The organism is Bradyrhizobium sp. LA6.8 (assembly GCF_040547935.1).
In the GTDB taxonomy this organism is placed as follows: Bacteria; Pseudomonadota; Alphaproteobacteria; order Rhizobiales; family Xanthobacteraceae; genus Bradyrhizobium; species Bradyrhizobium barranii.
This window is the reverse complement of sequence record NZ_JBEPQQ010000004.1, coordinates 448,662-471,439: the sequence shown is the minus strand read 5'-3', so window position 1 is coordinate 471,439 and position 22,778 is coordinate 448,662. Positions and strand designations below refer to the sequence as shown.

Annotated in this window: 23 protein-coding genes; 13 read left to right on the top strand and 10 right to left on the bottom strand. The window is 64.5% G+C overall.

What is annotated here, in order from left to right:
* Window positions 1–169 precede the first annotated feature (169 nt).
* The gene (locus tag ABIA90_RS22395) at window positions 170–820 is read right to left on the bottom strand and encodes a TetR/AcrR family transcriptional regulator (protein WP_354119360.1); all 651 of its coding nucleotides are present in this window, start codon (window positions 818–820) and stop codon (window positions 170–172) included.
* Between the two features lie 208 nt (window positions 821–1,028).
* Here ABIA90_RS22395 and ABIA90_RS22390 point away from each other — a divergent pair, with 208 nt between their 5' ends.
* Both ABIA90_RS22390 and ABIA90_RS22385 read left to right on the top strand, forming a co-directional pair.
* Window positions 1,029–2,369 (top strand): MFS transporter, encoded by a 1,341-nt coding sequence (locus ABIA90_RS22390; protein WP_085405283.1) that lies wholly within the window; start codon window positions 1,029–1,031, stop codon window positions 2,367–2,369.
* Between the two features lie 21 nt (window positions 2,370–2,390).
* Window positions 2,391–3,890 (top strand): carboxylesterase family protein, encoded by a 1,500-nt coding sequence (locus ABIA90_RS22385; RefSeq protein ID WP_354119361.1) that lies wholly within the window; start codon window positions 2,391–2,393, stop codon window positions 3,888–3,890.
* On the opposite strand, the gene ABIA90_RS22380 is transcribed toward ABIA90_RS22385, so the two are convergent.
* A complete protein-coding gene (locus tag ABIA90_RS22380) occupies window positions 3,859–4,320 on the bottom strand; it encodes a GNAT family N-acetyltransferase (RefSeq protein ID WP_354119362.1) in 462 nt (153 codons plus the stop codon). The two genes, ABIA90_RS22385 and ABIA90_RS22380, sit on opposite strands and share 32 nt — an antisense overlap.
* Before the next feature lie 33 nt (window positions 4,321–4,353).
* Window positions 4,354–6,051: a GMC family oxidoreductase gene (locus ABIA90_RS22375; protein ID WP_354119363.1), complete on the bottom strand. Its 1,698-nt coding sequence runs from the start codon at window positions 6,049–6,051 to the stop codon at window positions 4,354–4,356.
* A gap of 262 nt (window positions 6,052–6,313) precedes the next feature.
* On the opposite strand from ABIA90_RS22375, the gene ABIA90_RS22370 reads away from it, so the two are divergent.
* Complete coding sequence (locus tag ABIA90_RS22370; RefSeq protein WP_354119364.1) at window positions 6,314–7,084, top strand: metallophosphoesterase family protein; 771 nt, start codon at window positions 6,314–6,316, stop codon at window positions 7,082–7,084.
* A 42-nt stretch (window positions 7,085–7,126) separates the two neighbouring features.
* Here the strand turns inward: ABIA90_RS22370 and ABIA90_RS22365 are convergent, their stop codons facing one another.
* The 4 genes from ABIA90_RS22365 to ABIA90_RS22350 are packed head-to-tail and all read right to left on the bottom strand — an operon-like array spanning window position 7,127 to window position 10,157.
* Window positions 7,127–7,855, bottom strand: a complete 729-nt coding sequence (locus tag ABIA90_RS22365) for an aspartate/glutamate racemase family protein (protein WP_354119365.1) — start codon at window positions 7,853–7,855, stop codon at window positions 7,127–7,129.
* 37 nt (window positions 7,856–7,892) lie between these two features.
* Window positions 7,893–8,651, bottom strand: a complete 759-nt coding sequence (locus ABIA90_RS22360; RefSeq protein WP_354119366.1) for an amino acid ABC transporter ATP-binding protein — start codon at window positions 8,649–8,651, stop codon at window positions 7,893–7,895.
* The gene (locus tag ABIA90_RS22355) at window positions 8,648–9,310 is read right to left on the bottom strand and encodes an amino acid ABC transporter permease (RefSeq protein ID WP_166102640.1); all 663 of its coding nucleotides are present in this window, start codon (window positions 9,308–9,310) and stop codon (window positions 8,648–8,650) included. The genes ABIA90_RS22360 and ABIA90_RS22355 overlap by 4 nt, the downstream gene beginning before the upstream one ends.
* Window positions 9,311–9,320: 10 nt before the next feature.
* Window positions 9,321–10,157, bottom strand: a complete 837-nt coding sequence (locus ABIA90_RS22350; protein WP_135216109.1) for a transporter substrate-binding domain-containing protein — start codon at window positions 10,155–10,157, stop codon at window positions 9,321–9,323.
* 239 nt (window positions 10,158–10,396) lie between these two features.
* On the opposite strand from ABIA90_RS22350, the gene ABIA90_RS22345 reads away from it, so the two are divergent.
* The 10 genes from ABIA90_RS22345 (at window position 10,397) to ABIA90_RS22300 (ending at window position 19,709) form a co-directional block, all read left to right on the top strand.
* The gene (locus ABIA90_RS22345) at window positions 10,397–11,314 is read left to right on the top strand and encodes an NAD(P)-dependent oxidoreductase (protein WP_354119367.1); all 918 of its coding nucleotides are present in this window, start codon (window positions 10,397–10,399) and stop codon (window positions 11,312–11,314) included.
* 16 nt (window positions 11,315–11,330) lie between these two features.
* Window positions 11,331–11,684 carry a RidA family protein gene (locus tag ABIA90_RS22340; RefSeq protein WP_063981348.1) on the top strand — a complete coding sequence of 118 codons (354 nt, stop codon included), beginning with the start codon at window positions 11,331–11,333 and terminating at the stop codon, window positions 11,682–11,684.
* A gap of 9 nt (window positions 11,685–11,693) precedes the next feature.
* Window positions 11,694–12,920, top strand: coding sequence for a pyridoxal phosphate-dependent aminotransferase (locus tag ABIA90_RS22335; RefSeq protein WP_354119368.1), 1,227 nt, complete (start codon window positions 11,694–11,696; stop codon window positions 12,918–12,920).
* On the top strand, window positions 12,917–14,578 hold the full coding sequence (locus tag ABIA90_RS22330) for a thiamine pyrophosphate-binding protein (RefSeq protein WP_354119369.1): 1,662 nt from the start codon (window positions 12,917–12,919) through the stop codon (window positions 14,576–14,578). Before ABIA90_RS22335 ends, ABIA90_RS22330 begins: the two co-directional genes overlap by 4 nt.
* 3 nt (window positions 14,579–14,581) lie before the next feature.
* The gene (locus ABIA90_RS22325) at window positions 14,582–15,847 is read left to right on the top strand and encodes an NAD(P)/FAD-dependent oxidoreductase (protein ID WP_354119370.1); all 1,266 of its coding nucleotides are present in this window, start codon (window positions 14,582–14,584) and stop codon (window positions 15,845–15,847) included.
* A 9-nt stretch (window positions 15,848–15,856) separates the two neighbouring features.
* Window positions 15,857–16,600: an aspartate/glutamate racemase family protein gene (locus ABIA90_RS22320; RefSeq protein ID WP_014492734.1), complete on the top strand. Its 744-nt coding sequence runs from the start codon at window positions 15,857–15,859 to the stop codon at window positions 16,598–16,600.
* A 120-nt stretch (window positions 16,601–16,720) separates the two neighbouring features.
* Window positions 16,721–17,413, top strand: a complete 693-nt coding sequence (locus ABIA90_RS22315) for a GntR family transcriptional regulator (protein WP_354119371.1) — start codon at window positions 16,721–16,723, stop codon at window positions 17,411–17,413.
* A gap of 326 nt (window positions 17,414–17,739) precedes the next feature.
* Window positions 17,740–18,282, top strand: coding sequence for a thiamine pyrophosphate-binding protein (locus tag ABIA90_RS22310; RefSeq protein ID WP_354119372.1), 543 nt, complete (start codon window positions 17,740–17,742; stop codon window positions 18,280–18,282).
* A complete protein-coding gene (locus ABIA90_RS22305) occupies window positions 18,282–18,872 on the top strand; it encodes a thiamine pyrophosphate-dependent enzyme (RefSeq protein ID WP_354119373.1) in 591 nt (196 codons plus the stop codon). The genes ABIA90_RS22310 and ABIA90_RS22305 overlap by 1 nt, the downstream gene beginning before the upstream one ends.
* A 57-nt stretch (window positions 18,873–18,929) precedes the next feature.
* Window positions 18,930–19,709: an SDR family NAD(P)-dependent oxidoreductase gene (locus ABIA90_RS22300; protein WP_063981355.1), complete on the top strand. Its 780-nt coding sequence runs from the start codon at window positions 18,930–18,932 to the stop codon at window positions 19,707–19,709.
* A gap of 4 nt (window positions 19,710–19,713) precedes the next feature.
* Here the strand turns inward: ABIA90_RS22300 and ABIA90_RS22295 are convergent, their stop codons facing one another.
* Genes ABIA90_RS22295 through ABIA90_RS22285 form a run of 3 tightly spaced genes read right to left on the bottom strand, consistent with a single transcriptional unit; the run spans window position 19,714 to window position 22,733 of the window.
* On the bottom strand, window positions 19,714–20,541 hold the full coding sequence (locus ABIA90_RS22295) for a carbohydrate ABC transporter permease (RefSeq protein ID WP_081369148.1): 828 nt from the start codon (window positions 20,539–20,541) through the stop codon (window positions 19,714–19,716).
* Window positions 20,538–21,386, bottom strand: coding sequence for a carbohydrate ABC transporter permease (locus ABIA90_RS22290; RefSeq protein WP_085405270.1), 849 nt, complete (start codon window positions 21,384–21,386; stop codon window positions 20,538–20,540). Before ABIA90_RS22290 ends, ABIA90_RS22295 begins: the two co-directional genes overlap by 4 nt.
* 6 nt (window positions 21,387–21,392) lie before the next feature.
* On the bottom strand, window positions 21,393–22,733 hold the full coding sequence (locus ABIA90_RS22285) for an ABC transporter substrate-binding protein (RefSeq protein ID WP_354119374.1): 1,341 nt from the start codon (window positions 22,731–22,733) through the stop codon (window positions 21,393–21,395).
* Window positions 22,734–22,778 lie beyond the last annotated feature (45 nt).

Below are 22,778 nucleotides of genomic sequence, written 5' to 3'. Positions count from 1 at the left end.
CGCGAAAGCGGGTGATCCAGTATTCCAGAGACGGTAGTGGTTCCTCGATAGGCCGCGGCGTACTGGATTCCCCGCCTGCCGCCTACGCTAAAGCTTCGGCGCCCCTGGACCGCAGCCCCGGCGAAGCCTTGGCGTAGCCGGGTCGCGGGGAATGACAGCGAGTGTGTGGCTAAGCCGTCGCCGCCAGCCACGCCAGGATCATCTCCACGATCTGCGTCCGGCTCGTCGCCAGCACCCTGGGCTCGCTGAGGTCGCGGTCGAACAGGGCGCCGAAGGTGTGGCGGTTGGCGACGCGGAAGAAGCAGTAGGAGGAGATGGCGAGGTGCAGGTCGATGGCGTCGACGTCGTCGCGGAAGACGCCTTCGCCGCGGCCGCGTTCGAGGATGCCGTCGAGTGTCGCGATCACGCTGGCGTTGAGCTGGCGCAGTTGCAGATTCTGCTTCAGGTGCTTGCCGTGGTGGATGTTCTCGATGCTGACGAGGCGGATGAAGTTCGGATTGCGCTCGTCATGGTCGAAGGTGGCCTCGATCAGCCGGCGCAATCCCTCGCGGGCGTCGCAGCTTTCGATGTCGAGTTGGTCCTCCAGCGCGCGGATGCTGCGATAGGCCTCCTCCAGCACCGCGAGATAGAGCTGCTCCTTGCCGCCGAAATAGTAATAGATCATCCGCTTCGACGTGCGCGTCCGCGCCGCGATCGCATCGACGCGGGCGCCGGAATAGCCCTCCGAGGCGAATTCGGCCATCGCCACTTCGAGGATGTCGCGCTTGGTGCGCTCAGGGTCGTTGGTGCGCTTCGATGGGGGCGGCATGCGCTCGAGCATCACAGTTTCTCCCGCCAGTTTCCACGGATCACCTTGAAGGTGAAGGCAAATTTCGTCCGTCGGGGCATTGATCCAATGCGTATTGCATAAACGTACTAGTTCGTACATTATCGCTCCAAACCAAAGTTGCGGCAACCAGAACCAGAAAACGCGCGCGAGGCGATCTGCCTGACGCGAACCGCACCGGCCACATGGGGAGGAGCCTTCAATGACGCTGACGTCAACCGCACCGCTGCGCGCATCATCCAGCGCGGAAGCCACGCCGAACAAGCTGCCGAAGCGCGCCGCGCTGGTCAGCTTCGTCGGCAGCATGCTCGAATACTACGACTTCTTCATCTACGGCACCGCTGCGGCGCTGATCTTTCCGAAAGTGTTCTTCGCCAACGTCGATCCCTCGACCGCGACGCTGCTCGCGTTGCTCTCCTTCGGCATCGGCTATATCGCTCGGCCCGTGGGCGCCGTCATCCTCGGCCATTTCGGCGACCGTATCGGCCGCAAGACGGTGCTCTTGTTCACGCTGGTGCTGATGGGCGGCTCGACGCTGGCGATCGGCCTGTTGCCGGATGCCAAGACGATCGGCAATGCCGCGCCTGTCATCCTGACACTGCTCCGCCTGTTGCAGGGCCTGTCGGCTGCCGGCGAGCAGAGCGGAGCCAACTCCCTGACGCTGGAGCATTCCGCCAATTCCAACCGCGCCTTCTTCACGAGCTGGACCCTGAGCGGCACCCAGGCCGGCGCGATCCTTGCAACACTGGTGTTCATCCCGGTGTCGAGCCTGCCGGAAGACCAGTTGTTGAGCTGGGGCTGGCGCATTCCGTTCCTGCTCTCCGCGCTCGTGCTGCTGGTCGCCTACCTGGTGCGGAGGACCATGCCGGAAACGCCCGTCTTCGAAGACATCAAGGACAAGGCGCAGGTGGCGCGCTTCCCCGTCGTTACGCTCATGCGCGACTACTGGCCGGACGTGCTGCGCGTCATCGTCTGCGCGCTGATCGCGACCGTGAGCACGATGACCGCGGTATTCGCGCTCGGCTATGCCACCAGCAAGTTCGGCGTCGCCCGCCCGACCATGCTGTGGGCCGGCGTGCTCGGCAATGTCACCGCGCTGATCACCCAGCCGCTGTGGGCGCTGCTGGCCGACAGGATCGGCCGCAAGCCGGTGTTCATCGGTGGCGTGCTCGGCTGTGCGGTGCTGGTGTTCCCGTATTTCATGCTGGTGACATCGGGGAATACGCCGGCGATCTTCGCCGCGGCGATGATCCTCTCGGGTGTCATCTACGCCGCGCCGAACGCGATCTGGCCGTCGTTCTATGCGGAGATGTTCGACGCGCGCGTGCGTTACTCCGGCACGGCGATCGGCACGCAGCTCGGCTTCCTCGCCGCCGGCTTCACGCCGCTGGTGAGTGCGAGCCTGGTCGGCGAGGGGCCGAACGGCTGGATCCCCGTGGCAATCTTCGTTGCCTGCTGCTGCGTGATCTCGGCGGCATCTGCGGCAACCGCGCGCGAAACCCTCAATGTCGACATCGCCGATCTCGGCAAGCGGCACGCCTGAGTCGGGATGAGTGAAAGTCGCATGTTGACCAACGCAGTTTCGACCACGAGCGGGCCGATCATCGGCGCCGAGCAGAACGGCTTACGCGTGTTCAAGGGCGTGCCGTTCGCGACCGCGCGGCGTTTTGCCAAAGCGACACCGCCGCTCGCGTGGACGGAGCCGCGCCGATGCACGGACTACGGCGCTTACGCGCCGCAGCCCGGCCACCTCGATCATGCTGACGAGGAATCCTGTCTCAGCCTGAACATCTGGGCGCCGGCGGCGGATCACCCGCTGCCGGTCAAGTTCTTCATCCATGGCGGCGCCTTCGTCACCGGCGGCGGCGCCGATTATGACGGCTCCTTCCTCGCCGCCCACGGTCCGGCCGTCATTGTCACCATCAACTACCGGCTCGGGCCGCTCGGCTTTCTGCAACTGCATCGCTACGGCCTCACCGAAGCCAACAACCTCGCGCTCCAGGATACGCTCGCGGCGCTCGATTGGGTCCGTGCCAACATCGCGAATTTCGGCGGCGATCCGGATGCGATTACGCTGTCGGGACAATCCGCCGGCGCCTCCATGGTGATCGCGCTCGCAACCCTGCCGCATGCACGAGGCAAGTTTATCCGTGCCCTCGCGCTGAGCGCGCCCGGGCGCAACATCATGAGTGCGGGGCACGCCGACGATGTCGCGCGCCACGTGCTCGAGGAGCTCGAGCTTGCGCGCGATCCCAGCGCGATTGCGTCCGTGCCGCTGCCAAAGCTGTTCGCGGCGGTAGAGCGCGTCGGACGCAGGCTCGCGGACGAGACGGACGCAGGCACCGTGTTCGGTCCGGTGCTCGACGGGACCGTGATCGCGTGCGAGCCGCGCGACGTCTTCGCCGACGAAACTTTGCGCGACATTCCGCTCTGGCTCGGCTCCTGCCGCGACGAGATGGTGATGTTCCTGAAGAGCATGCCGCCGGCCGCGATGATCCGCACCACCGAGCGACAAGTGCGCGCGGCGTTCGGCGATGCCGGCTGGTGCCGGCTGCTATCCTATTATCGCGCCAACGCGCGCCTCGACGAGGATCCGTACGAGGCGCTGTTGTCGGATGCGTTCTGGCATCGCCCCATGGCCGATCTCGCGCGGCGTCATGCTGCGGCAGGCGGCGCGGTGTGGTTGAGCCGGTTCGATCATCGCCCGGCGCTGGAGCCGTTCCTGTCGCAGGGACCAACCCATGGCGCGGACAATGCCTGCCTGTGGGCGCATCTGCCTGATTTCATCGATCGGCCGATCCTCAGGCGCAAGGGCGGGCCGATGACCCCGGCCGACATTGATGTCGCGGCGCGGTTTCAGGCGAGCGTCTTGCGCTTCGTCACGACCGGCATGCCGGACGTCGCGCAAGCCTGGCCGCAGTTCGAGCCGGGCCATGAGCCGCTCGCGATCTTCGGCCAGCCGTTTCACATCGTGCCGATCAACAACGGCGCGCGCTTCCGCGTATGGGCGGAGCTATCGGCGCAGTCCGGACCTACGAAACAGCAGCGAGCGATCGCTCCATGATGATCGTGCGCTCATCGCCAAAGTAGCTGTCACGCACGGCCTTGAACCCGAGCCGTGCGTAGAAGGATTCCGCGGTGACGGAAGACGGGACGGTCAACAAAGCGATCTCTCGCTCGCGCGCGATGCGTTCGATCTCGGCCATCAGGAACTTGCCGATCCCCTGCGCCTGAACGTCGGGAGCCACGAAGACCGTGCGGACGACGCTTCCGTCAAGGCTCGCCGTTCCAGCGACGCGGCCGCCAAGGGCGGCAACAAGGACCGTGCGTTTGCGGATCAGCTCCAGAACGGCGGTCGGGCTGAAGCTATGCTCGACCCGCTCGATGATCTCGTCTGTGTAATCCCTCGCATTTGTCTCGCGCAGTGCGCGCAGAATGACGGCGCTGATTTCGCCGCTATCCTCTTCGCGCGCCGGGCGGATGCTGCAATCCATTGATCCCTCCACCCGCCCGGCAGTCGCTAGCCCTCACTGCATTATCGACGCAGCGATCTTCTCCGCCGACATCAGCACCGGGAAATTGGTGTTGGCGCATGGCACCACCGGGAAGATCGAGGCGTCGACGACGCGCAGGCCCTGAATACCTTTGACGCGGCCCTGGTTGTCCACCACCGCCATCGGATCGTCGGCCCGGCCCATGCGGCATGAGCACGAGGCGTGCCACACCCCGATGGTCGCCTTGCGGACGAAGGCTTCCAGCGCATCGTCGTCGTTCATCACCTGGTCGAAGGTGAAACCTTCGACGACGAAATTGTCGATCAGGTAGTGGCGCAGCGCCGCCGGCCCGTCCATCAAGGTCGCGGCGATCTTGGTCAGGATCCTGTTTTTGGTATTGACCACGCCGATCTTGCGCACCTTGTCGGTATAGGCGGCCGGAAACGGCTTGTCCGTCACCGCTTTCACCACGTCGCTCATCTGCACGGCCGCCATCTTGCGGAAGCCGCTCATCAGGCGGTCGAGGTCGCGGCGGTCGGACAGCAGATTGAACTCGACGATCGGCTCGGCGGCGGAATCGCGCGAGGCGAGCTTGACCTGTCCGGTCTCGGAATAGGTCTTGTTGACGAAGGTCAGCAGCGAGCCGATCTGCTCGCCGACCGCGTGCCAGGCCGATTTGCTGAGCAGGACGACGAACATATCGCCCTTCGGTACGCCCGACAGCCCGGATGAATAACGCAGGCCAAGCTGCATGTGGCGCCTGGTGTGCTCGTTCATGCGCGCGCCGCGGCGGACAAAGGACGACAGCGAAATCGAAGGATGATCCATCAGGCGCTGGCCGACGCCTGCCAGCCCCATCAGGACTGGAATGCCCATATCCTTGAGATGACCGACCGGGCCGATGCCGGCGCGCAGGAGATGCGCCGGCGAATGGATCGCGCCGCTGGAGAGGATGATCTCGCGGCCGCGGAATTCCTGTTCCCGTCCGTCGACCATCGCCTTCACGCCGACGCATTGCGTGCCTTCGAACAGCAGCTCTCTCACCTGCGTGTTGGTGGAGATGGTGAGATTGGCGCGCTTGCGCGTGTCGCGATCGAGATAACCCATCGCGGCCGAGACGCGTTGCTCGGCCTGATTGGAATGCGTCACCGGAAAATAGCCGTCGACGAACTCGCCGTTCTGGTCAGGCACGAACTGATGGCCGGCCTGCTGGAAGGCGTCGGCGAATGCCTGCGAATGCCGCGTCCAGTGTTCACGTGGAATTCTGCGTACCGGAATTCTGCCGTCCTTGCCGTGGTACGGGCCGTCGAAATCGAGGTCGCGCTCGACCTTCTTGAAGAACGGCAGCACGTCGTTCCAGCTCCAGCCGTCGGCGCCCCGCGCGTCCCATTCATCGTAGTCGGTCGGTGCGCCGCGGTTGGCCATCTGGCCGTTGATCGACGAGCCGCCGCCGAGCACGCGCGCCTGCTCGTATTTGCGCAGGGGAGGACGCGCTTCGTTCGGATTGTTGTGGCTGACGATCTGGGTCGTGACCTTGAGTTCGGTCCAGTGGAAGCGGGGATCGAAATAGGCCGTGCCCGGATAGCTGTCCCTGATCTCGGCGGGCTCGTTGCCGGGCGGTGTGTCCTGTCCGGCCTCGCACAGCAGGACCTTGTTGGCGCTCTTTGCGGAGAGCCGGTGGGCCAGCACGGACCCCGCCGAGCCGCCGCCGACGATAATGAAGTCGTACACGATTGGCGTTTCCTCTTGGTCTTGTCCGGGAAACGTAGCGCGTTATTTTCCCGAGGTCACGTCGGCATTGCCGCGACAGTTCGTAACTCGCATTGCTTGCCTGGCAACCACGATCGTGTAATTCTTCTGGCAGCGCCGATTTGATCCTCAGCTTGCGGGCGCTTCTACAAATGCAGCTAAAGAGACGTAGCTAAATTGACTAGCCAGTCCTGCATCCCCCGCATAGCGAGAACGATCGGCCATTCCGAATGGGAGGGGCCAAATGAGATTTGCTGCCATCGCGGACGTGCATGGGAATCGTCCGGCACTTGAAGCCGTCCTTGCGGACGTTGCCATGCTCGGCATCGACGAGGTCGTGAACCTCGGCGACCATGTCAGTGGCCCGCTCGAGGCAGCCAGGACCGCGGACCTGTTGATGGCGCGGGGCTTCCCGTCGATACGGGGCGACCAGGATCGAATCCTCGTCGAGCTCTGGCAGGCCGGCGGCTCCGCTCGCAGCGATTTCCGTCAGCTCGCGCGCAAGCACTTCGACTGGATGGCAAGCATGCCGTCCACGCTCACCTATAAGGGACGGGTGTTCCTGTGCCATGGATCGCCGCGGGATGACGCAGCTTTCTGGCTCGACCACATTGCCGACGACGGCTGCCCGCGCCCGAGCGGGATCGAGGCGATCGAGGCTGAAGCTGAGGGGATCGATGCCGAGATCATCCTGTGCGCCCACACGCACATTCCGCGCGTGGTGCGTTTGAGGGATGGACGGCTGGTCGTGAATCCCGGCGGCGTCGGGTTGCCCGGCTATGACGGGAAAGTGCCCGTTCCCTACGTGGTCGAGGTCGGTACGCCGCATGCGTGCTACGCGATTCTGGAGCATGCTGGCGCAGGCTGGTCCGCGACGATCCGCTACGTACCCTATGACACCACGGCCATGGCCGCACTGGCGCGCAGCAAGGGCATGCTCAGCTGGGCAAGCGCGATTGCGACGGGTTGGGTGGAGCGGGAGGGGAGGGAGGCCGACGCGTCCGTCATGCCCTGACGCGTCTCGTTCCGGCCGGCAACGAGGGGCAGCGGGGCTCGTTCAGCGCAGGAATGGCACGGGATGGGCCGCGCGATAGAAGAAGTTGATCAACGTGTTGATGTCGAACACCGGAAGGCCCGAGACTTCGGCGACGTCCTTCGAGAACGGGCACATGTTGGTGCATTCGAACAGGATCGCGCCCGGGTTTTTGCAGGACGCCATGAAAGCTTCCGTCATCTCGATCATCTCGGCGCGGAGGACGTCGGTGTCCAGTTCCTCGCAGCCGAGAATGTAGGTTGCGGGAAACTGCGCATCGGGCTTCATGCCCTGGATCTGGACGGGGATCTCGTCCGGCGACCAGCCGACACCGCGGAAATGCCCCTCGTTCATGTGGTGGCCGCGTTCGGTGAAGATGCCGATGACCTTGCCCGGCGGCAGCATGGCATGAATCAACGGCGCCTGGATCAGGCTCGAGGTGAAGACCGGGATGTTCACCGCAGCCGCAAGCTGCTTCTGGAACGGTGCGAGGAAGCCGCAGCTCGTCGTGATCGCCTTGACGCCGTCGGCTTCCAATTCGCGGGCCGCCGCGATGAACGGCTCGAGCAGGGTGGGATCGGGCTGGTCGCCCATGATCCTGGTCGCGTGCGCGCCGCGCACGATCTTGTAGCGCACCGGGAAGTCGTAGGAGAGCGCATTGCCGATGTCGCCGCGCGGACGCGGGAAGCGGGTATCGAGCATCAGGATGCCGATCGTCTCGCCGTAATTCGTGAAGCCGCCGCGGAGTTTCATAATCTACCCACCGATTTGGGATGGTCGTGACGGCAGTCTAATGCGTCTCGTGAAACCGGGCCAGGAACGCCTTCAGCCGCTCGCTGCGCGGCTGGCGGATCGTCTCTTCCGGCGTGCCGATCTCGGCCATGATGCCGTCGTTCATGAAGCCGACGCGGGTGGAGACGTCGGCGGCGAAGGCCATCTCATGCGTCACCAGCACCATGGTCATGCCTTCGCTCGCGAGGCTGCGGATGACGGAGAGGACTTCGCCGACAAGCTCGGGATCGAGTGCCGAGGTCGGCTCGTCGAACAGCATCACGTCTGGCTTCATCGCGAGCGCGCGCGCGATCGCGACGCGCTGCTTCTGGCCGCCGGACAGGCGGCTCGGAAAGGCGTCGGCCTTGTCGGCGAGGCCGACCTTGGCGAGCAAATCGCGGCCAAGCGCATCGGCTTCGTTTCGCGCCATGCCCTTCACCTGCACCGGTCCCTCTGTGACGTTGGCGAGCACCGACATGTGCGGGAACAGATTGAAGTGCTGGAACACCATGCCGACGCTACGCCGAAGCAGCGCGAGCTGCGCATCGCCGGCGGCGCGCATGCCCTTGCCGAAGGCGAATTTGTGCGTGCCGATCGCAAGCTCACCCTGCTGCGGCATTTCCAAGAGATTCAGGCAGCGCAGGAAGGTGGATTTGCCGGAGCCGGAGGCGCCGATCAAGGTGACGACCTCGCCGCGTGCGACCGAAAGCGAGACGCCCTTGAGCACCTCATGGTCGCCGAACGCCTTGTGGATGTTGTCAGCGATCAGAGCATTCATCGGTGCGCCCCCATCTTCAGCTCGACCCGGTCGGCAACCAGCGTCAGCGGGAACAGCACGACGAAATAGAGCACGGCGATCGTGGTGTAGACCTCGAGCGGCTTGTAGCTCGACGCCGTGATGACCGTGCCCTGATAGAGGAGGTCGCCGACCGCGACCACCGACACCAGCGAGGTGTTCTTGAGCTGCATGATGGTCTGGTTGATGAAGGAGGGGATCATCACCTGCGTCGCCTGCGGCAGCACGATGCGGCGAAAGATCTTGCCGCGGCGCATGCCGATGGCGCGGCCGGCCTCCCACTGGCCGGTGTCGACGGCCTCGATGCCGCCACGGAAGATTTCCGCATAGAACGAGCCGGCATAGAGCGACAGCGCGATGAAGCAGGCCATCGCCGGCGACATGTCGACGCCGATCAGCACGGGCAGGGCGTAGTAGACCCAGATCAGCTGCACCAGCAGCGGCGTGCAGCGGAACACCTCGATATAGAGACGCAACGGCACCGTGACCCAGCGCGGTGCCGTCGTGCGCAGGATGCCGACGAACAGTCCGATGGCGAGACCCGCGACCACCGTGGTCACCGTGTAATACACGGTGACCAGGAGCCCTTGGCAGATCAGGCCCCAATACGGCTTGAGCGCCGCGAAGTCCCAGACGTACATCGATCGACCGTCAGAACTGCACTTCGGGCGGGAGATCGTCGGCGGTGAGGCCGACCGCCTCAAAACCCTTGAGCATCCATTCGCGGGTCTGGCCCATCGCGCGGTTGTAGTCGGCCCAGGCGCTGAGGAAATCCTTGTAGCGGCGGTCGCTCTCGGCGCGGATACCCATGTTGGTCGGCAGCGTCAGCAGCGGCCGCGGAATGGCGAGATCGCCGAGGTTCGGATTCTTCTTCAGGGTCGAGACCGAGAGCACGGCCAGCGAGACGTTGCAGTCGGCGCGGCCGGTCGCGACGGCAAGGATCGCCTCGTCGCGGTTCTTGAAGCCGAGGATGGTGGCCTTCGGGCAGTAGCGGCGCGCGATCGTCTCATGGGTCGAGCCGATGTCGACGGCGATCTTGACCTCGGGCTTGTTGAGCTCGGCCCAGGTCTGCGGCTTGGCAAAGCCCTTCTTGGTGATGACGGTGAAGGAGTGCACCAGGATCGGCGTCGAGAAGTCGATGACGAGCGCGCGCTCCGGCGTCGGGTTCACGGCGAAGGCGAGGTCGACCTTGTCGGCCTGGAGATCGAGGATCTGGTTGCCCCAGGTCGATTCCAGCGTCTCGACCTTGGCGCCCAGCTTGCCGGCGATGTCCTTGGCCATGTCGATGCAGGCGCCCGACCATTCGTTGGTGGCGAGGTCCTTATGGAAATAGGGCTCCTGGCCGACGATGACGGCGACGCGCAGCACGCCATTCTTCTTGATGCGGTCGAGCGTCGAGGCCGGCGCATCGGCCTTGGCCGAGCCGCTCGCGGCGGCGATCGCTGCGCCTGCCAGCGCGACGGTGGTGAGAGCATCCCTGCGATTCATGGTCTCTGTCTCCCTGCAATCTGGGTCGGATCGTGTGTCCGGCCTCTGGACTATTTCTGTATTCAGGATAAAATGCAATACGGTATTTCGAGTTGCTGACCATTTGGGCGGCAAGGCAGAAATGAGCCCAATATCTTGGCAGGATTGCGCAAAATTCCTGATGGGGAGGGGTTGTCAATTGCATTTAAGTCTGAATACAAGACTGAACGCAATATGGAAGTGAGCTGAAGGAGAGGCCTGTGCGCGCCCTATTCGTCGATGCGAACGAGACCCTGGCAGCGGTGACCGACAAGCTGCTGGCCTCGCAGAAGCTGCCGGTCAGCATCAACCGCAATCCTTCGATCAAGCCCGACGATCTGCCCGGCCTGCTCGGCGATGCCGAGATCATGATCGTCGACCACACGGCGGTGCCATCAGCGATTGCCGAGAAATGCGCGAAGCTGAAGCACGTCGTCTTCCTCGGGACCGGCGCGCGCAGCTACATGAATCCGGAGGAGCTCGCTGAGCGCGGCATCTCCGTCCACACCATCAAGGGTTATGGCGACACAGCGGTTGCCGAATGCGCGATCGCGCTGATGTGGGCGTCTGCAAAAAGCTTCGGCGAGATGGATCGCGGCATGCGCGAGGGCAACTGGCTGCGCCGTGACGCGGTTCAGCTCACCGGCAAGACGCTCGGCCTGATCGGTTTCGGCGGCATCGCGGCGGAAGCCGCGCGTATGGCGGCGGGCTGCGGCATGAAGGTGATTGCCTGGAACAGGACGCCGAAGACCCATCCCGGCGTCGAGTTCGTCTCGCTGGAGAAGCTGCTCGCCGAGAGCCACGTCGTCTCGCTGCATCTCTTGCTCAACGACGAGACCAAGGGTTTCCTGTCGCGTGAGCGCATCGCCCAGATGCGTAAGGGCAGCATCCTGATCAACACCGCGCGCGGCGCCGTCGTCGACGAGGACGCGATGCTTGACGCGCTGCGCTCCGGCCACATCGCCCATGCCGGCCTCGACGTCTTCACCGTCGAGCCGCTTCCCGCCGGTCATCCCGTGACCAAGCTGCCGAACGTGACGCTGTCGGCGCATTCGGCGTTCCGCACGCCCGAGGCGAGCGACAATCTCATCGGCGCGGCGCTCGACCACTGCCGCCGCATCATCGCCACCGGCAAGTAAAAGCTAGGGACATCCCATGTCTGATATCACCCGCATCGACCAGAACGCCCGCCGCAGCCGCGCCTCCGTGTTCGGTGATCTCGTTTTCCTCGCAGGTCAGGTGGCGGACACCAAGACCGCCGATATTACCCAGCAGACAAAAGAGGCACTGGCGAAGGTCGACGACATGCTGGCACGCGCCGGCACCGACAAGTCCCGCCTGCTCAGCGTGCAGGTCTGGCTCAGGAACATGGACGATTTCGACGCCATGAACGCGGTCTATGATGCCTGGGTCGTACCGGGCAACACGCCGACCCGCGCCTGCGGCAAGGTCGAGCTTGCCGATCCCGCCTTCCGCATCGAGGTGATCGCGATCGCCGCGCGCAGTTGAGGCTCGGCCGTGACTGTCCAGGCGCCCGCATCGACCTTCCGTCCCGCCCAGCGCATCAGCGCGATCGGTGTCTCCGAGATCTTGAAGATCGGCGCAGTCGCGCAGCGGCTCAAGCGCGAGGGGCGACCGGTGATCGTGCTGGGCGCCGGCGAGCCTGACTTCGATACGCCTGATCATGCCAAGGACGCGGCGATGCGCGCCATCCGCGCCGGCCAGACCAAATATACGATCCTCGACGGCACCGTGGAATTGAAGGCGGCCATCGCCGAGAAATTCCGCCGCGAGAACGATCTCGTCTATGCCGCCGACGAGATCACCGCAGGCGCCGGCGCCAAGCAGGTGATCCACAACGCCTTCATGGCGACACTCAGTCCCGGCGACGAGGTCATCCTCGCAGCACCCTACTGGACCAGCTATGCCGACATGGTGCGGATCGCCGACGGCACGCCGGTGGACGTGCTCTGCCGCGAGGACAACGGCTTTCGCCTCGACGCCGCCGATCTCGAACGCGCGATCACGCCGGAGACGCGCTGGCTGCTGCTCAACTCGCCGTCCAATCCGACCGGAGCCGCCTATTCGGCCGCGCAGCTTCGCCCGCTCCTGGATGTGCTCAAGCGCCATCCGCATGTCTGGTTGATGGCGGACGATATCTACGAGCACCTGATTTATGACGGCATGCCGTTCGTGACCGCAGCGACGCTCGAGCCGAGCCTGAAATCACGCACGCTGACGGTGAATGGTGTTTCCAAGGCCTACGCCATGACCGGCTGGCGCGTCGGCTATGGCGGCGGCCCGCGCGAATTGATCGCAGCGATGGCGGTGGTGCAGAGCCAGAGCACGACGAATCCGTCCTCGGTGAGCCAGGCCGCTGCGATCGCCGCACTGACCGGCCCGCAGGATGTCCTGATCGAACGCCGTGCCGCGTTCCAGCGCCGCCGAGACATCGTGGTCGATGCGCTCAATGCCATTGACGGCGTCAACTGCCGCCGGCCGGAAGGCGCGTTCTATACCTATGCGAGCTGCGCCGGCCTGGTCGGTCGCCGCACGCCGGATGGGACCGTTATCGATAGCGATGCCGCGTTCTGCCGCTTCCTGCTGGAGAGGCATGACGTGGCCGTGGTGCCGGGCAGCTGTTTCGGCCTTGCACCTTATTTCCGCCTGTCCTACGCCACCTCGGAACAAAACTTGCGCGAGGCCGTGATGCGCATCGCCAAAGCCTGCAGGGAGCTGTCATGACCATTCGCAACACCCGCACCGGGGGCCAGATCCTGATCGATCAGCTCGTCGCCCAAGGCGTCGAGCGCGTCACCTGCGTGCCGGGCGAGAGCTACCTCGCGGCACTCGACGCGCTGCATGACAGCCCGATCGACGTCGTGATCTGCCGCGCCGAGGGTGGTGCTGCGATGATGGCGGAAGCCTATGGCAAGCTCACCGGCCGTCCCGGAATCTGCTTCGTCACCCGCGGCCCCGGCGCCACCAATGCCAGCCACGGCGTCCACATCGCGATGCAGGATTCGACGCCGATGATCCTGTTCGTCGGACAGGTCGACACCGGCATGCGCGAGCGCGAGGCGTTCCAGGAGCTCGACTACAAGGCGGTGTTCGGCACCATGGCCAAGTGGGCCGTCGAGATCGATCGCCCCGATCGCATTCCGGAGCTGGTCGCGCGCGCCTTCCGCGTCGCCATGCAGGGCCGTCCGGGTCCCGTGGTGATCGCGCTGCCGGAGAACATGCTGACCGAGACGGCGGCCGTTGCCGACGCCATGCGCATCGAGCCGGCCGTGAGCTGGCCGGCACCATCAGATCTCGAGCGCGTCGGCGCCATGCTGGCGAGTGCCAAGGCGCCGCTTGTCATCCTCGGCGGCTCGCGCTGGACCGATGAGGCGACCAAGAGCATCGCGCGCTTCGCCGAGCGGTTCGACCTGCCGGTCGCGACCTCGTTCCGCCGGGCCTCGCTGATCGATGCCGATCATTCGCATTATGCCGGCGATCTCGGCATCGGGCCGAGCCCGGGCCTGAAGGCGCGCATCGACAACGCCGACGTCATTCTCCTGATCGGCGGCCGCATGTCGGAGATGCCGTCCTCGTCCTACACACTGTTCGATATCCCGACGCCGAAGCAGAAGCTGATCCACGTGCATCCGGGCTCGGAAGAGCTAGGCCGCGTCTACCAGCCTGAGCTCGCGATCCAGGCGACGCCCGCCGCGTTCGCCGCCGCCGTCGAGACGCTGAAGCCATCAGGCGCGGTCGCCTGGAAGGGTGAGGCCGCCAAGGCGCATGCCGATTACCTTGCCTGGACCGACAAGGCGCGTGAGCTGCCGGGCACATTCCAGTACGGCCAGGTCATGACCTGGCTGCGCGACCGCCTGCCGAAGGACGCGATCGTCTGCAACGGTGCCGGCAACTATGCCGGCTGGATCCATCGCCATCACCGTTTCCACAGCTTTGCCGCCCAGCTCGCGCCGACTTCGGGCTCGATGGGATATGGCGTGCCGGCCGCGGTGCTTGCAAAGCGGCAATATCCGGATCGCGTCGTCGTCGCCTTTGCCGGTGATGGCTGCTTCCTGATGAATGGCCAGGAATTCGCGACCGCCGTGCAGTACGACGCGCCGCTGGTGGTCATCGTCGTCGACAACTCGCAATACGGCACCATCCGTATGCACCAGGAGCGTGATTATCCCGGCCGCGTGGTCGGAACTCAGCTCAAGAACCCTGACTTTGCGATGTATGCGAAGGCATTCGGTGGCCATGGCGAGCGCGTCGAGCGCACCGAAGAGTTTGCGCCGGCGTTCGAGCGCGCGCTCGCTTCGGGCAAGCCGTCGATCCTCCACTGCATCATCGATCCGCGCGCGATCTCGGTCGGCAAGGATTTCGCGCCGGCGGTGAAGGCGTAGCCGATGTCGGAAGGCCGCCACGTCGCTATCATCGGAGCCGGCGCGGTCGGCGTGATCAGCGCCATCGAGGCGCTGCGCGAGGGGCATCGCGTCACGCTGATCGACGCAGGCGAGCCCGGTGGCGAACAGGCGGCGAGCTACGGCAATGCCGGCTGGCTCTCCTCCCATTCGGTGATTCCGCCGGCCGAGCCGGGCCTCTGGAAGAAGGTGCCGGGTTATCTGATGGACCCGCTCGGCCCGCTCGCGATCCGCTGGTCTTACTTGCCGAAGGCGCTGCCCTGGCTGGTCAAGTATTTGCTCTCCGGCTGGACCGAGGCACGGGTCGAGAAGACGGCGTTTGCGCTGCGCGATCTGCTGAAGGACGCGCCGCTGCTGCACAAGAAGCTCGCGGAAGAAGCGGGCGTGTCCGAGTTGGTCGAGCGCAACGGCGTGATGCACGTATTCCCGTCGCGCGGCAATTTCGACAGCAATCTCGGCTGGCGCCTGCGCAAGAAGGTCGGCGTCGAATGGATGGAGCTGAACGCCGACGAGATGCGTCAGCGCGAGCCGGATCTGCATCCGCGCTACACCTTTGGCGTGGTGGTGGAGGAGGCCGGACGCTGCCGTGATCCCGGCGCTTACGTTGCGGCGCTGGCCCAGCATGCGCTCGCGAGCGGTGCCAAGCTCGTTCATGCCAGGGCGACCGGTCTGAAGCTTTCAGGCAACAAGCTCGTTGCCGTTCTCACCGAGACCGGTGAGATTGCTTGCGATGCCGCGGTGGTCGCCGCCGGCGCGCGGTCAAAACAGCTCACCGCATCCGTCGGCGATCCCTTGCCGCTCGAAACTGAGCGCGGCTATCACGTCATGATCGAGAACCCGGAATCGGGTCCGCGCAGCTCGATGATGGCGTCCGACGTCAGCATGGTGGTGAACTGGACCGACAAGGGCCTGCGCGCCGCCGGCACGGTCGAGATCGCCGGCCTCGACGCCGCGCCGAACTGGAAGCGCGCCGAGATCTTGCGCGATAGCCTCTTCAGCATGTTCCCAAAACTGCCGAAGGACATTCCCCCCTCGCGCATCAAAACCTGGTTCGGCCATCGGCCGAGCATGCCGGACGGCCTTCCCTGTATCGGCCATGCGCGTGCCTCGCGCGATATCGTCTACGCCTTCGGCCATGGCCATGTCGGCCTGGTCGGATCGGCCCGCACCGGCCGTCTGGTCGCGCAGCTTCTGAGCGGCAAGCAGCCGGAGATTCCGCTCGCGCCGTTCGCGCCCACTCGCTTCCTCTGAGAACGCACCATGACCTATCCAGCCAACTCGTCCTCTCGCATCGCCCGCGGCGGCAAGGCCATCTATGGCGCGCCGCTCGGCATCTTGATGCTGGAAGCGCGCTTTCCCCGCATTCCCGGCGACATGGGCAACGGCACGACCTGGCCGTTCCCCGTGCTCTATCGGGTGGTGAGCGGCGCTTCGCCGGAGAAGGTGGTGCTGAAGGGCGCCGCCGGCCTGCTGCCTGACTTCATCGATGCGGCCAAGGACCTGGTCCGGTTGGGCGCGGAAGCCATCACCACCAATTGCGGCTTCCTCTCGCTGTTTCAGAAGGAGATCGCGGCCGCCGTCGGCGTTCCCGTCGCGACCTCGTCGCTGATGCAGGTGCCGTGGGTGCAGGCGACCTTGCCCCCAGGCAAGCGCGTCGGCCTCGTCACGGTATCAGGTTCGACCTTGACGCCGGCCCATCTCGAAGGCGCCGGCGTGCCGCTCGATACGCCACTGGTCGGCACCGAGCACGGCAAGGAATTCTTTCGCGTCCTGATCAAGGCCGAGAAGGACGACATGGATGTGGCCCAGGCCGAGCGTGACGTGGTCGAGGCGGGCAAGGAGCTGGTCGCGAAAAATCCGGATGTCGGCGCCATCGTGCTCGAATGCACCAACATGCCTCCTTATGCGGCAGCTCTGCAGGCCGAAGTTGGACTGCCGGTCTACGACATCTATTCCATGATCACCTGGTTTCATGCTGGACTGCGCCCGCGCGCGTTTGCCTGAGCCCGGCTGTCGCAAAGCTCTGCACAAGATGTGCTAGGCAGCTGTTTGGATTGCAATCGTCCATGCAGCCCCGGTATATTGGGCTGTGTTCGGGTATGAATGCAGCTTATGAAGAGCAACGTGGAACTGGCTTCCGATAGTATCGTCGATCGCGTCTATGAACAGCTCAAGGCGATGGCCGTGAGCTATGAGTTCAAGCCGGGCGAACGGCTCAACGAGGGCGAGCTGGCAAAGCGCCTCGGCGTCAGCCGCACGCCGCTGCGCGAAGCGCTCAACCGTCTCAACACCGAAGGCTTCCTGCGCTTCACGCCGGGCAAGGGTTTTTTCTGCCGCGAGCTCGACGCGCACGAGATCTTCGATCTCTACGAGCTGCGCAAGTCGATCGAGGTCGCCTCGGTCCGCCTCGCCATCAAGCGCGCCAAGGACGAGGACATCGACGCGCTGCTGAAATTCCTCGAAGCCACCGGTCCCGATCCCGGCGAGCGCTCCTCGGTGGAGCTGGTCGAGCTCGACGAGACCTTTCACGAGCGGCTGATGGCGATGTCGAACAATGCCGAGATGCTGCGCGTGCTCCGCAACGTCAACGCCCGCATCCGCTTCGTCCGCTGGATCGACATGGACAGCATCAACCGTTCCAACACCCAGGCCGAGCACCGCGCGGTCGTCGAAGGACTGAAGGCGCGCGACGAAGAGGCCTGCGTCTCGGTGCTGGAGAAGCACATCGACCGCCGATTGGATCGCATCACCTCCGCGATCAAGGAAGGCTACGCGCAGATCTACATGCCCGCCGCGGCAAGGTCCGCGGCGAATTGAGTCGCTAGTCCAGGCGACAGTGTCTCTTCCCTTCTCCCCTTGCGGGAGAAGGTGGCGCGAAGCGCCGGATGAGGGGTATCTCTCCGCGCGTACGGATACGCATGAATGCGCGGAGACAGACCCCTCACCCCAATGAGTTTGTATCTACCTGCGGTGATGCCCTCTCCCGCAAGGGGAGAGGGCACAGTCATGCGCATCGTGCTCTGGTCCACAGGCGACAAGAAAAAGGCAGCTATACAATCCCTCGATATCTGCTCATGCCAGACGGTCAGAGCTTTCGCGCGGAATAATCGCTAGCGTCCGCTCGAAATTCATGGAGACACGCGGTGCACAGCCCTCAACCGAATCCTGAAACGCGCAGCAGCGATGACTGGCCGTCCGAGCTCTATCGCGTCCTCAAGGCCGCCGACGTCAGGCAGATGTCCTACGTGCCGGATGCCGGCCACAGCCAGCTCATCCGCATGTTCTCGGCCGACCGCGACGTCACCACCAACGTGCTGACGACCGAGGAGGAGGGCATCGCCATCGCCGCCGGCGCCTGGCTCGGCGGGCAGCGCAGCGTGCTCTTGATGCAGTCGAGCGGGGTCGGCAATTGCATCAATATGCTGTCGCTGTCGGCGATCGGCCGCTTTCCCCTGCTGATGCTGGTGACGATGCGCGGCGAATGGGCCGAGTTCAATCCGTGGCAGGTGCCGATGAGCCGGGCGACGCAGCCGTCGCTGGAAGCGATCGGCCTGAAAGTGATGCGCGCGGAGACGGCGGAGGATCTGGTCGAGACGGTCGGATCGGCGGCATCGCTCGCCTACGAGTCCGACCAGCAGATCGCGGTTCTGATCGGGCAACGCCTGATCGGCAAGAAGAAGTGGTGATGCCGATGCAAGCTCAACTCGATCGTCGCGCCGCTGTCGCCGCGCTCCTGAAGAACCGCAAGGACACGCTGGTCGTCTCCGGTCTCGGTTCGCCTACCTATGACCTGCATTCCGTGGGGGATCACGACGGCAATTTTTATCTCTGGGGCGCGATGGGCGGCGCCGCGCTGATCGCGCTTGGGCTCGCGCAAGCCCAGCCAGGCAAGCGCGTCCTTGCCCTGACCGGCGACGGCGAGCAGTTGATGGGTCTCGGCGGCATCGCCACCATCGGCGTCGCGCGTCCGCGCAATCTCGACATCGTCGTGATCGACAATCAGCATTTTGGCGAGACCGGGATGCAGGCGAGCCACACCGGCCGCGGCGTCGATCTCACGGCAATTGCGGTGGCCTGCGGCTTTGCCGCGACCGGAACCGTGCGGACGCTCGAGGAGGTGCAACGCCTCGCCGCGCAGATCGCCGGACCGGCCGATGGCCCGCGGCTTTTTGTCATCAAGGTTCTGGCCGAAAATCCGCCGCGCTCGCTGCCCTCGCGCGATGCCGTCTTTATCAAGAACCGGTTCCGTGCTCATCTCGGCTTCGCGGCGGCTTGAACCGGGGTCCTCTCCGGGATAGCTCGCTGCCCAAGCAGCTATCCTGGAGTGAGACCCATGAAACTATCCGGCAAGGTCGCCGTCATCACCGGCGCGGCGCGCGGCATTGGCAAGGCGTGCGCAAAACGGTTCCTCGACGACGGCGTCAAGGTCGTCATCTCGGACGTCGATACGGATGAGCTCGAGAAGACGGTCAACGAGCTGGGCAAGCCCAAGGAATTGTATGCCGTGCCATGTCACGTCGCGCGGCGTGCGGACGTCGATCGCGCGGTGGCGACCGCGGTCAGGGAATTCGGCCGGCTCGACATCATGGTCAACAATGCCGGCGTCGCCCGCAACCGCGACATCCTGGAGATTTCCGAAGAGGAATTCGACGAAATTATCGGCATCAACCTGAAGGGCGCGTTCTTCGGCGTGCAGGCTGCCGCGAAGCAGATGATTGCGCAGGGCGGTGGCGGGGTCATCATCAACATGTCCTCGGTGAACGCGCTGCTGGCGATCCCGACGCTTGCGACCTACGCCATCTCCAAGGGCGGCATGAAGCAGCTGACCTCGGTCGCCGCCGTCGCGCTCGCCCCGCACAATATCCGCGTCGTGGCGGTCGGGCCGGGCACGATTTTGACCGACATGGTGGCGTCGTCCATCTACACCTCGGAGGATGCCCGCAAGACGGTGATGTCACGCACGCCGGCGGGCCGTGGCGGCGAGCCGAGCGAGGTGGCTTCCGTCGTGGCGTTCCTTGCGAGTGATGACGCGTCTTACATCACCGGGCAGACGATCTATCCGGATGGCGGGCGGTTGATCCTGAACTACACGGTGCCGGTGAAGGACAAGTAGGGCTTCAAGACTTCACCGCGCCCGACGTCATGCCGTCGATGAACTGACGCTGCAGCAGCACGAAGATCGCAACGATCGGCAGCACGATGGTGACGGCTGCGGCCAGCATCTCGCCCCAGTCGGTCGAATACTGGCCGGTCAGATTGTAGAAGCGCACGATCGCGGTGACGTTGCTGTCGTTCTGCAGGAACGTCACGGCGATGACGAACTCGTTCCAGGCGTTCAGCCCGACGATGATGGCGACCGTGAGCAGCCCGGGCCGCATCATCGGCAAGATCACGTACCAGAAGGTCTGCCACGGCTTTGCGCCGTCAACTTGGGCTGCTTCCTCGAGCGCGACGGGAATCGCGAGCGCGTAAGTGCGCAAGAGGAAAATTGCAAACGGCGAGAACATCGCCGTGTAGATCAGCGCCACCGCGGGGATCGAATTGACCAGCCCGAGCTTCGCGAAGATGAAGTAGAGCGGGTAGAGATAGAGCTGCACGGGCACGGTGATCGTGGCCATGAAGTAGAAGGTGATGAAGCGCCAGAATTTCCCCTTCTGCCGCGCCAGCACATAGGCGCAGGGCGTCGCGGTGACGCACACCATCAGAATGGTCAGGATCGCGACTTCGGCACTGTGCAGCAGGCTCGGGCCGAGTTGGGCGTTGCGCCAGGCGGAGGAAAAATTCTCCCAGTGCAACTGGGTCGGCAGCGCGAGCGGATTGCTGCCGATCTCGACCGTCGTCTTCAGTGCGTTCATCACGGCGAGCACGATCGGCAGCAGCGAGCTGAACGATGCGATACCGATCAGCCCGAGGCTGAATGTCCTGCTCCAGCGATCCCCGATCATGTCGATTGCGCGTCGTCGGTGATCTGGAGCCAGAGATAGACGGCGGTGGCACACAGGCCGAACAGGCTCATGACGCAGGCGGCGGCTGCAGCCTGGCCGACGTCGCCTTCGAAGAAGGCGTGGCGGTAGGCAAACGTCGCCAGCACCTCGCTGCCATAGGCGGGGCCGCCGCGGGTGACGATGAAGATGAATTCGAAGACCTGGAACGACCAGATCACGGTCAGGATCAGCATCAAGGTCAGGGTCGGGCGGATGCCCGGGATCAGAACGTAGCGGAACAAAGCAAAGAAGCCGGCTCCGTCGAGCCGCGCGGCTTCGATCTGGTCGATGCTGATCTGCCGCATCGCCGACAGGAACACGACCGCGAGAAAGCCCCACCAGTGCCAGATGTCGACCGCGGCGACAGCATAGAGCGAGCGGTCGGGATCGGCGAGGGGATCGGAGATGGAAAAGCCGTGCTCGTTCAACCAGGCGACGACGCCGGTCGCGGGGCTGAAGATCATGCCCTGAAAGATGCGGCCCGTGACTGCGACAGCGATGATGCGCGGCAGGAAGATGATGGACTGGACCACGATGCGCGCCTTCGGCGCCATCAGCAGCGCCGCTGCCATCACGAGCGCGAGGCAGACCGGCACGGTGAGGAAGATCGCCGTCCAGATGAAGTTATTTGTCAGCGCCGACCAGAACACGGGATCGGCGAACATGTTCTGAAAGTTGGCCAGTCCCGCCCACGCCGGCTTTCCGACACCGTCCCACATGAAGAAAGCCGCCGTGAATGTCAGCACGGCGGGAACCAGGATGATGCAGACGTTAATCAGGAGCGCTGGAAGCGCGAAGAGCCACATCGTGCGTCAGGCCGTCCGCGGCGGCAGCGGCGGCACCTTGCCTTCCTTTGCTTCCTGGCTGAAGAGCGTCTGCATCCGCGTGAGGTAAGCGTCCGGCGTGATCTTGTTGAGCCAGACCTGCTCGATGCCTTCGATCAGATAGGAGTTGGTGGCGCCGGGCCAGAACGTCCAGGTGGTGAAGCCGTACTGCCCCTTGCTGAACGCTTCGTGCAGATTCGCGATCGTCTTCTCGAATAGGGGATAGCCGATGCCCTGGAGCATGTCCGGCGGCAGGTCCTTGACCGGGAGTGCCCATTTGCCGGGCCAGTCGCGGTTCATGGTCTCGTAGAACTTGCGCGTCAGCATGAACTCGAACACTGCGGCTGCGCCTTCCGCATTCTGCGAGTTCTTGGCGATCGACAGCGTCGCGCCGCAGGCGAGATGTACCAGTGATCCCGTGAAGGCCGAGCCGAGGGTCGGCGTCGGCATGACGTCCATCACGGTATCGGGCTTCGACATGCCGTAGGATTTGGTGCCGAACGACCAGGTGCCGCTGAACGCCATCGCCGCCTTGGCGTTGACGACCTGGAGGAAGCTCTGCTCGATGGTCAGCGAGAAATAGTTCTTGCCGAAATAGCCCTTGTTGTACCACGCCTTTGACAGTTCGACCGCCTCGACGAACGGCGGCGCGGTCCAGGGCAGTTCGCCGGCAAGTGCCTTGCGCACGTTGTCGGGGCCAGCGACGTTGTTGAAGAACACCGTCATCAGCCACTCGTTCACGCCCTTCCAGTCGGCATTGCCGGCGCCGAAGGGGATGATGCCTCTGGCGAGCGCTGCGTCTGCGATCGCCTCCATCTCCTGCCGGTTGGTCGGCTGCTTCCAGCCGTTCTGCTTGAACAGCTCCTTGTTATAGAACAGGTGCATCGACTCGTAGTCGCGCGGCAGCGCGTAGAGCTTGCCGCCGTAGACGCTGGTGTTGAGCAGCGGCGCCAGGAAGCGATCCTTCCACTTGTACTTCTCGGCGAAATCGTCGAGCGGCAGCACCTGGCCGGCATTCGCGATCGCGGTGAGATAGGCGGGACCCGCTGTCTGCACGATGTCCGGGCCGTTACCGGCGACGAGTGCGACCTTCAGGAGGTTGTTGACGGCGGCGCCCTTCACCTCGAGCTGGAGCAGATATTTGTCCTGCGAGGCGTTGAACGCCTCGACCAAATCGTTGCGCAGCGCGGCCTGGCCGTCCGAATTCGCCTGGCCGAACCAGAACGTCACGACCTTGCGCCCGTCCTCGGCGCGAACGTCGCGCGGCAAGCTAGCGGCAAGCGCGGCAGCGGGGATGGCGGAAACAAGCTGGCGTCGGGTCATGGTCATGGCGATGAACCTCGGTTTCCTCAGGTCATTGGCGGTGATTGTTGA